At 72.5% G+C, this 10046-nt stretch carries 7 protein-coding genes; all 7 read right to left on the minus strand.

Annotated elements, in window-relative coordinates; all coding sequences use genetic code 11:
- Positions 1-39 precede the first annotated feature (39 nt).
- The 7 genes from HZZ10_RS07920 to HZZ10_RS07950 are packed head-to-tail and all read right to left on the minus strand — an operon-like array spanning position 40 to position 10002.
- Positions 40-2940, minus strand: coding sequence for a lipid II flippase MurJ (locus tag HZZ10_RS07920; RefSeq protein WP_179913102.1), 2901 nt, complete (start codon positions 2938-2940; stop codon positions 40-42).
- Positions 2937-3935, minus strand: a complete 999-nt coding sequence (locus HZZ10_RS07925) for a hypothetical protein (RefSeq protein WP_308507529.1) — start codon at positions 3933-3935, stop codon at positions 2937-2939. Before HZZ10_RS07925 ends, HZZ10_RS07920 begins: the two co-directional genes overlap by 4 nt.
- On the minus strand, positions 3932-4969 hold the full coding sequence (locus HZZ10_RS07930; RefSeq protein ID WP_179913103.1) for a copper transporter: 1038 nt from the start codon (positions 4967-4969) through the stop codon (positions 3932-3934). Before HZZ10_RS07930 ends, HZZ10_RS07925 begins: the two co-directional genes overlap by 4 nt.
- Before the next feature lie 54 nt (positions 4970-5023).
- Entirely contained in the window at positions 5024-6214 is a 1191-nt protein-coding gene (steA, locus tag HZZ10_RS07935; protein WP_056133826.1) for a putative cytokinetic ring protein SteA, read from the minus strand.
- A gap of 5 nt (positions 6215-6219) precedes the next feature.
- Complete coding sequence (recN, locus tag HZZ10_RS07940) at positions 6220-7980, minus strand: DNA repair protein RecN (RefSeq protein ID WP_056133828.1); 1761 nt, start codon at positions 7978-7980, stop codon at positions 6220-6222.
- Between the two features lie 4 nt (positions 7981-7984).
- Positions 7985-9010: an NAD kinase gene (locus tag HZZ10_RS07945; protein WP_308507530.1), complete on the minus strand. Its 1026-nt coding sequence runs from the start codon at positions 9008-9010 to the stop codon at positions 7985-7987.
- Positions 9007-10002, minus strand: coding sequence for a TlyA family RNA methyltransferase (locus HZZ10_RS07950; RefSeq protein WP_056133830.1), 996 nt, complete (start codon positions 10000-10002; stop codon positions 9007-9009). Before HZZ10_RS07950 ends, HZZ10_RS07945 begins: the two co-directional genes overlap by 4 nt.
- Positions 10003-10046: the final 44 nt, after the last annotated feature.

Genomic DNA, 10046 nt, shown 5'->3' on the forward strand with positions numbered 1-10046 from the left:
GGGGTTCCACTCTATCAGTCGACGGGACGGGCGGGGAGGTCACGGACGGGGGTAGAAGGTGGCGAGGTGCGTCACAGCATCATCGATGCTCGGCAGCGTCAGCGCCTGCGCGCGTGACCGGCGACGACGCTCTTCAAGGGCTGCAGGGTCGAGCAGGAGGCCGGAGACGGCGACAGCGATCGCCGTCGCGTCCCCCACCGGGACGAGGACCGCGGCGTCGCCCGTGACCTCACGGGTCCCGCCGGCGTCGGTCGCGACGATCGCCGCCCCTGCGCGGAGCGCCTCCTGGAGGTTGAGCGGCTGCCCCTCCCAGACCGCGGCGCTGAGGACGACGTCAGCGGCCACCAGGAGCGCTGCGACGTCACCACGAGGTCCGAGGAGGTCGACCGGGAGGTCGTCGGACGTGATCCGCTGCGCGAGCACGTCGTGCAGCGGTCCCCCGCCGGCGACGGCCCACCGGACCTGGAGGTCGGGGGTGGAGGCACGCAGCGCCGACGCCGCGTCCAGGAGGATGGGAAGACCCTTCTGGACGGCGAGGCGCCCGACGGTCAGGACGAGCAGCTCGTCGGGCCCGACGCCGAGACCCGCGCGGACAGCCTCCCGGTCGACAGCGACGCCGGTAGGGCCGTCGGCTCCTCCCGGCGAGGGCACGAGTGCGCGGGCTGTCGAGCGCGCCCCACGCGTCCGTGCACGGTCCACGAGGTCTGAGCTGACACCGAGGACGCTGTCAGCACCCCGGGCGACCACCAGCTCGAGCACCGCGGACACCGTGCGGATCGCACGACCGCCGACGGGCAGGTTGTGGAGCGTCACGACGACGGTCGGCCTGTCCCGGCGCAGGACCGACCGGGCGGCGAGGACTGCCAGCGCTCCGGCCCGCAGGCCGTGCGCGTGCACCACGTCGGCGTGGACCGCGACACCGCGCAACGAGCGGACCGCCGCGAGGTCGGCGAGCGGCCGGGGACGGTCGGTGATCTCGACCGGCACGAACCTCACCTGCGGGTCCGCAGCCGCGAGATCCTGGACCGACGCGGGTCCAGCCACGACGACGGCTGACGGGAACGGGCTCGTGGGGGCGGCGAGCGCCCCGGCCAGCTGCCCGACATGCCGGGCGACTCCCCCGGCGCTCGACCCGAGCACCTGCAAGACCCGCACCGTCGACGTCGGGGTGTCGCCGGGGCGTCCACCGAGGGTCTGTGCGGGCAGGTCTGCCTGCTCGTCCTCGGGCACGTCACCGCGGACGTGCAGCACACCCGCGCCTGCGCTCGAGGCAGCGACGGCGAGGGGTGTCACCGGAGAGGTGACGGTCTCCGGAGCCACTGAGCCCGCCGCCGCGCGGCGTGCCCGGAGCAGCCCGAGGACGGAGCGGTCTGCGACGACGAGCGCCCCCGCCGTGATGATCAGGGCCACCACGCCGGCGACGACCCCTGCACCGAGGGCGACCACCACCGACGCGTCGGTCGGGAGCAGCAGCCCGGCGACTGCGTGCCCCGCCCATGCGGCCACAGCCCCGGCGAGGACGGCGGCGAGCACCGTCCGTCCGAGCCCGGAGACGGACGCAGCACCGGCACGGCGCCGGACCGCGACGAGCAAGACCGTCCCGGCCACCAGCATCCCTGCGGAGCCGGCAGCACCGAGGGCGGCAAGGGTGAGCGTCTGGTCCTGGCCACCGCGGGTCAGCACCGCGGGCAGGACCGCCGCGACGACAGCCACGACACCCCAGCCAGCAGCGGCTCCGAAGACAGCCGATCGACCACCGTCGATCGAGTACAGGGTGCGTGAGAGGTGGAACAGCAGCGCGAAGCCGACCAGCCCCGGCGCCGACCAGGCGATCGCGACGGCCATGCCGTCGGCGCCCCCGGGGGTGAAGGCCTCGAAGAAGGCCTCGACGGCCGCCGAGACGCTCACGAGCACCGCGGCGCCGACGGCGCTCACGGCGACCACACCACGGGTCGCGACAGCACTGAGCCGGGCGAAGCCCGCGCGGTCCCCGGCGTCTGCGCGCGCGGCGAGCCGCGGGAAGGCGCTCGTGGCCAGCGGGACAGCGAGCACGGCGTACGGGAGCACGTAGACGGCCTGGGAGTACTGGTAGACGTTGAAGGCGTGCTGCCCGCCCGAGCTCAGCGCCGCGTACATGACCACCAGGACGGAGACCTGCTGGGCGACGAGCGCACCGATGCCGGCCGTCGCGAGGCGCCTGGCACGGGAACCGGCACCGGCCGGGAAGCGCAGCGTCGGCCGGAGCCTGACTCCGCTGCGCAGCGTCGGGACGAGGAGCGGCAGGCTCATCGCCGCGACACCCAGCGTGGTGCCCCAGGCCAGCCAGCCCAGCGCAGCGGCCGAGAGCGCCCCGGGGTCGCCCTGCTGCCCGTCGGCGAGCCGCCCGAAGACGAGATAGGCGACGATCACGACGATGCTGGAGAACATCGGTGCGGCGGCAGGCCAGAAGAACCTGCGGTTCGCCTGGAGCACCCCGGCGAGGACGACCCCGATGCCGTAGAGCGGGACCTGGACCGCGAAGACCCTGAGGAAGTACGTGGCCACGTCTGCCTGGTCACCGGTCCCCACGTCGGGCAGCAGCCCGATCACGGGCCGGGCGAAGACGGCGAGCAGCACTCCCAGCGGGACGAGGGCCACGACAGCCCAGGTGAGGAGGGCGGAGGCGATCGTGTCGACCTCGACGCGGGCCTTGCGCAGCAGCGGGCCTGCGAGGAGCGGGACCACGGCTCCGGCGAGAGCACCACCGGCAGCGACCTCGAAGAGCACGTTGGGGAGCACGTTCGCGGTCGCGTAGGAGCTCGCCACCCCCCCGGTCCCGAGCTCGCTCGCCTGGACGATCCAGCGTCCGAAGCCGAGCATCCGGCTGAGGATGGTGATGGCCGTGATCATCACGGCGGCACCGGCGAGCGTCTGGCTCGCAGCCGCCAGCCGAGATCTCACCGGTCTGCGCTGTCGTCCGTGCTGACGGAACCCGGGAGGTCCCGGGTGTCCTGGGCGTCTCGCGTGCCGCTGCCGGCCGGGGGGCTGGACTGTGCGCCGCCTGCTGCCGCGGAGTCAGCGCTAGCAGTGCCGTCGGCCGGACCGGACGCTGCCTGTCCTGGAGCGGGCCGACCCCACCGGTCGACGGCGTCGAGCCATGGCGTGCGGGCGATGACCTGCGAGAAGCTCACGCGCTCGCTCGCGACGGTCAGGGCGACGAGGGCGGCGAGGACACCGAGCCGCACAGGGCGGCTCGTCGACTGGACGACCGTGGAGCCGAGCAGCGCACCGAGGGCGTTCGCACCAGAGTCGCCGAGCATGTCGGTGCCGGCGAGGTCTGCCCGAGCGCCAGCAGCGGCCGAGCCGAGCACAGCACCGGCAGCACCGGAGGTCGAGCCGCCGGAGAGCAGCAGGGCTGCGGCGGACCCGGCCTTGAGAGCCCGCCCTGGGCGCAGGTCGAGCAGGTTCGCGACGTTCGCGGCCGCCGCGACGAGGGCCCCGTCGACGACGACGTCGGCACCCGCACGCCCGAGGCTGCGACCTGCCGGTGACGGGGCGAGCGCCGCCGCGACCAGACCTGTCGCACCGATGCCGAGCACCTTGAGCCCGCCGGTCGTCAGCGTCCCGTGCCGGGCTGCGGCGAGGTGCCCACGCAGACCCTTGGAGCGGGTGCTGGTGTCTTCGGCGAGGTCGTCGACGAGGCCGAAGGCCAGCGCCCCGACCGTCGCGGTCGTGTGGCTCAGGGCCGAGCGTGCCGAGCCCGCCGACAGGAGAGCACCGACGGCGAGACCGGCGGCGACCGCCGGCCCCTCGAGCAGGCTCACCGGGGCACCCTGGTGGTTGGTCCTGGTCCAGCGCTCAGCGCCACCGGGAGGGGTGCGAGCGGACAGAGAGCGGACGACCGTGGTCGTGGCCGCCGCGACGAGCGCCCCGCGGACCCATCGCGCTGCGCTCACCCTGCGTCGCCCTCCCCAGCAGCCGGGTCTCCCTCAGGCGCGGGCGGCTCGACGGCTGCCTCACGGGTGACGGGCTCGAGCGTCACCGCCGGCGGGATCGCGGCCGTCGCCCCGCTGCCAGCACCGAACTGGCCGACCTGCCCGGCAAGACGCGCAGCCAGGGCGAGAGGCACGTTGACCTGTCCGGTCACCGACTCGACGTCGGTCACCGTGCTGGTCGAGGCGGCGAGGTCACCGTCGGCGCGGATCGTCGAGACGAGGTCGCCCTCGAGCTGTGTGCCGCCGACGACGACAGTCCCCTGCGACCCGGACTGGGCTGCGGTGACGAGCTTGAGCTGGATGGTGCTGACGGCGTCGCGGTCGGCGACGGCGTCGGCCTCCGCAGAGTCCGCAGCCGGGTCGGCGGTGCCGACGATGACGATCGCGTCGACAGGGGCCGTCGCGTCTGACGGGAGCTCGACCAGGTCACCCTGGACGAGGATCTCCCTGACCAGCCCGGCGTCGGAGGAGAAGGCGTCCGGGTTCGACGGGTCGGCCGAGGACATCGACAGGACGAGGGCCCGTGCGAGCACGAGGTCGAACCCTTCGTCTGCGGCGGAGTCCGGGAGGTACTCGGTCAGGCTCGTGGCGTAGGACTGGCGGAAGTCGGCCTGGTCGGCTGCGGTCCACGTCTCCTTGAGCCGGGTGGTCGCGGTGACTGTCGCTCCGGCGGCCTGGACCTGCTGGTCGAGCGCTGCCTGGACCTCGTCGTCGACGGGGCCGAGCTGGATCACGCCGATGCGCCATCCGGGCAGCACCCCGTCGAGCAGCGCCGGGGCAGCCCCGGCGACGAAGGCATCGGTGCTCGTGAGTGTCGCCTGCGTCTGGTCGAGCTCGGTGCGCAGCGCATCCTTCTCGGAGCGCAGCACGTCGACCTGCCCGGTCAGGGTGTCTCCGATGGACTCCTTGAGCGGCCCGGCGCCGAGGATGATGCCGACGGCCAGGGCCAGGAAGACCGAGATGAGCGAGACGATGTGGTACCTGAAGTCGATCACGTCACTGGAACTTTCTGTCAGCTGAGAGGGCCGGGGCTGGGGGCGTCATGCCCATCAGGTCCACCAGGCCAGGTTGACCACCCACGACCAGAGGTCGTCCATCCTGGCGCCTGTCAGGCCGAGGAAGGTCTGGCCTACGGAGGTCGAGACCATGGCCGCGACGACGGCCGCGAGGCCGGCCACGGCGAGCAGCACGAGCTGGGCCGTCGAGATCCGGTGCCTGTAGAGGCGTGAGACGCCCTTGGCGTCGACGAGCTTGCCGCCGACCCGCAGACGGGTGAGGAAGGTGCTGGCCATGCCCGCGCGCCCCTTGTCGAGGAACTCGACGAGGGTGGCGTGGGTGCCGACGGCGACGATGACCTCGGCCCCCATGTCGTCGGCGAGGAGCATCGCGATGTCTTCGCTGGTCCCTGCCGCGGGGAACACGACGAAGGGCACGCCGAGCGCCTCGACCCTCTCGAGCCCGGGAGCCCGGCCGTCGCGGTAGGCGTGGATCACGACCTCGGCGCCGCAGCGCAGCGTCTTGTCCGAGACGGAGTCCATGTCGCCGACGATGAGGTCGGGCTGCCAGCCGGCCTCGATGATCGCGTCGGCGCCGCCGTCGACCCCGATGAGGATGGGGCGGAACTCCTTGATGTAGGAGCGCAGCGTCTGGAGGTCTTCGCGGTAGTGGTAGCCGCGGACGACGATGAGCACCTGGCGTCCGGCGATCTTGGTCGTGATCGCGGGGATCCCGACGCCGTCGAGCAGCAGGTCGCGCTCGCGCCGGAGGTAGTCCATGGTGTTCGCCGCGAAGGACTCGAGCTGGGCGGAGAGTCCCTCGCGGGCTTCTTCGAGGTCTGCACCGACCTTCTCGGCGTCCTGCAGCACACCCTCGGTCACGAGGGTGTCGCCGAGGTACACGGCGCCGTCCTCGATCCGCAGCGTCTTGCCCTCGCGGACCGACATGATGTCGGCACCGAGGTCGTCGACGAGCACGACCCCCGCGTCGACCAGGATGCTCGGGCCGAGGTTCGGGTAGCGTCCCGAGATCGACTTCGCGGCGTTGAGCACAGCGGCGGGCTGGGCGGCGACGAGCGCCTCGGCAGCCACACGGTCGATGTCGAGGTGGTCGATCACGGCGATGTCGCCGGGGCGTAGGCGCTTGGTGAGATCTTTGGTCCGTCGGTCGACCTTCGCGGTCCCCGAGACTCCCTGCTGAGGGTGCGCCGCATCCTTCGCAGTCGATCGTCGTCTGAGCTTCATCACGCTCATGTTCTCACAGCAGCACGGGCCAGAAGCTCAGCCGCGTGACTGAGTGCCACCTCGGAGTCGTCCTGACCTGAGAGCATGCGCGCGAGCTCCTGGAGCCTGTCGTCACCTGCGACGATGCGGATACCGGACTGCGTGATGACGTCGGCATCCTGGTCTGGCTCACCGTCCGCACCGGTCCCCTGGGATGTGCCCTTCGACACGACGAGCTGGACGTCGGCGAAGGCCGCGACCTGCGCCAGGTGGGTGACGACGATCACCTGGGTGGTGCGTGCGAGCCGGGCGAGCCGCTGACCGACCTCGAGCGCCGCCTTGCCACCCACACCGGCGTCGACCTCGTCGAAGACCATCGTCGGCGTGCGTCGGGCACCCGAGGCGTCAGCCGTCGCGAGGGCGACCTCGATCGCGAGCATCACGCGCGACAGCTCACCGCCCGAGGCCCCCTTGCCGAGCGGACGCGGGGGTCCGCCCCTGTGGGCGCTCAGCAGCATCTGGATGCTGTCGACGCCCCAGGGTCCGAGCTCGTCGAGCGTCCCGATCTCGATGGTCAGGGTCGCACCCGACATGGCGAGCCCTGTGAGCTCTTCGGTCACGGCGTCGGACAACGAGGCTGCTGCGGCGGTCCGCGCCGCGGTCAGCGCGGATGCACGCTCGACCAGCCGGGTGTCGAGGGCGGCGAGGGACTCGGTGAGCACCTCGATACGACCGTCGGAGTCGTCGAGCTCAGCCAGCCGCAGCCCTGCTGCCGAGGCCCACGCGAGCACGGCGTCTATGCTCTCGCCGTAGGAGCGCGTGAGGTGCCCGAGCTCGGCACGCCTCGACTCGACGGCCTCCAGGCGCGCGGGGTCCGCGTCGAGCGCCGCGAGGTAGCCGGACAGCTCGGTGCCGACGTCGGCCAGCGCGTAGGCGACCGACGCGAGGCTCTTGCCGATGACCTCGAGCTCACGGTCGAACTGTCCGCCGTGCTCGGCGAGCCTGCGGGCGCGGTCGACGAGCTCGACGGCGTTGGCCGACGTCCCGGCGGAGATGTCGGCGAGGTCGTCCCCGGCCACGGCGACCAGGGCGTCCTGGGCCGAGGTGCGGAGCTCTTCGGAGTTGCTGAGCCGTTCGGCCTCCTGGGCCAGCTCGACGTCCTCCCCGGCACGTGGCGCGACGCGCTCGACCTCCGCGAGCCCGAGACGCAGAAGCTCGGCCTCACGGGCCCGCTCCTGCGCACGGTTCACGAGCTCGTCGAGCTCCGCGGCGGCGGCCGCCCTCTCGTTCCAGAGCGAGCGGTACTCGGAGAGCGCCTCGGTGACGACCTCACCGGCGAAGGAGTCGAGGGCCTCGCGCTGGCGCTGCGGAGAGCGGAGCCGCATCTGGTCTGACTGCCCGTGGATGGTGACGAGGTCTTCGGCGAGGTCCGCGAGGACGGCCTGCGGCACGGAGCGGCCGCCGAGGTGCGTGCGAGAGCGGCCCTGGGCCGCGACGGTGCGCACGATGAGCAGGCTGCCGTCGTCGTCGAGCACAGCCCCTGTCTCGTCGACCCGGGCGGCGAGGGTCGCGCTGTCGGCGACGACCCGGCCCTCGACGACGGCGGCGTCGGTGCCCGTGCGCACGACCTGCGCGTCGGCCTTGCCGCCCATGAGCAGGCCGAGGCCGCTGAGGATCATGGTCTTGCCGGCACCGGTCTCACCGGTGATGACTGTCAGCCCGGGCGAGAACTCGACCCGGGTCCGGCTGATGACGCCCAGGTTCTCGATGCTCATCTCGTGGAGCACTGTGTCACCTCGTCTGTGATGTCTGCGGGGTCGTCCCGGTGGTCGTCGTCGTCTCGGTGGTCGATGTCGTCTCGCTCGGGTCTGCGACCGCTGCTGAGTCGTTCGGGCGCGTGGCTGCGGCGACCTCGTCTGCGGCCTCGTCGGCCAGGCCGCGCCACCCGACCACGGGCAGGTTGAACTTGCTCACCAGGCGATCGGTGAAGGGAGCCTGGTTGAGCCGGGCGAAACGCAGCGGGGTCGCCCCGGTGCGGACCTCGACACGTGACCCGACCGGGAGCGGGGTACGGCGGCGCCCGTCGGCGATCAGGACACCCACGGCACCCGAGCGCGTCGCGACCTCGACGGCGAACATCGACCCGGGACCGACCACGAGCGGACGGGCGAAGAGCGCGTGCGCGGAGAGCGGCACCAGGAGCTTGGCGTCGACGTCGGGCCAGATCACCGGGCCCCCGGCCGAGAAGGCGTGGGCCGTCGAGCCCGTGGCCGTCGCCATGACGACGCCGTCGCACCCGAAGGAGGACAACGGTCGGCCGTCGACCTCGATCGCGACCTCGATCATGAGGGTGCGCTCGGCCTTCTCGATGGTCGCCTCGTTGAGAGCCCAGTCGTCGACCGGCTCGCTCTGACCCGGCAGGTACGTCCGGACGTCGAGGACGCCGCGCTCTTCGACGACGTAGTCGTTGTCGGCGAGGCGCTGGACTGTCTCGGTGAGCTTCTCGCGCTCGCTCTCGGCGAGGAAGCCGACGTGCCCGAGGTTCACCCCGAGCAGCGGGACCTGCGTGCCGTGGGTGATCTCGGCGGCACGCAGGATCGTCCCGTCCCCACCGAGGACCATGACGAGCTCGGTGCCGTCGAGCATGCTGCGCGCCTCGTCGAGCACGAAGGACGCCGTACCCATCTCGGCGGCGAGGTCGTGGTCGTGCAGCACGACCTCGAAGCCTGCGGCGCAGAGCGCAGGGACAGCCTCGCGCAGACCGGCGACGGCTTCTTGCCGGCCGCCGTGGGTCACGACGAGGATCTTGCGTGTCACGATCTGCCTCCAGCAGGGTCGGCGTCTGGCGCCGTCTGCCAGGTGACGGCCACGTCCGCGGCTGTCACCCATGTGACAGCCGCACCGGCCTCGACCGGCTGGCCGACGGCTCGTCCGATCGTGTCATCCGACACCGACATCTGCTCAGCGGCACGCGAGAACCACACGAAGAACTCACGGTTCCCGTTCGGGCCGGGCAGCGGGCTGGGGATGATCGCGCGAGGCCCGAAGCCCAGGGCTACAGCCGCGTCGACGACCCCGCGGACGGCACGGGCGTGGAGCGCGGTGTCGCGGACCACTCCCCCGGAGCCGAGGTGCTCGCGGCCGACCTCGAACTGCGGCTTCACCATGAGCAGGAGCTCGGCGCCGGTGGGCACCGAGGCGACCACGGCGGGCAGCACCATCGTGAGCGAGATGAAGGAGATGTCGGCGACGACGAGGCCCGGCGCGACGGGCAGCACCTCTGTGGTGAGCTCGCGAGCGTTGAAGCGCTCGACCACGTGGACGCGCGGGTCGCTGCGCAGCGGCTCGACCAGCTGACCGTGGCCGACGTCGAGCGCGACGACGCTCTTCGCCCCGCGGCGCAGCAGGACGTCGGTGAACCCGCCTGTCGACGCACCGACGTCGAGGCAGTCGACCCCGGCGACAGACGGTCCGTCCTCGCCGAGGGCGACGAGCACGCCGTCGAGCTTGAAGCCGGCGCGGGACACGAAGCCGGGGTCTTCTGCGTCGGCCTCGACGGTGATGGGGCTCTCGGCCGACACCACGACAGACGCGCGGCGCACGACCGCGCCGGACACGGAGACCGCGCCGCTCTTCACGAGGGCGACGGCCTGCCCGCGGGACCTGGCGAGACCGCGGCGGACGAGCTCGGCGTCGAGCCGCTGCTCGCCGCCCGACGGCTCGTCGGTCGGGGTCGTGGCGGGTGGCTGGGACGCTGTCACGGGTGCTCCGGAGTCGGCAGGGGGCTGGGCGGGGAACGGGGTGGTCATCAGCTGTCAGACTCCGCAAGTGTGCGTTGGAGGGCTTCGTGGAC

This window comes from Sanguibacter inulinus, assembly GCF_013415325.1.
In the GTDB taxonomy this organism is placed as follows: Bacteria; Actinomycetota; Actinomycetes; order Actinomycetales; family Cellulomonadaceae; genus Sanguibacter; species Sanguibacter inulinus.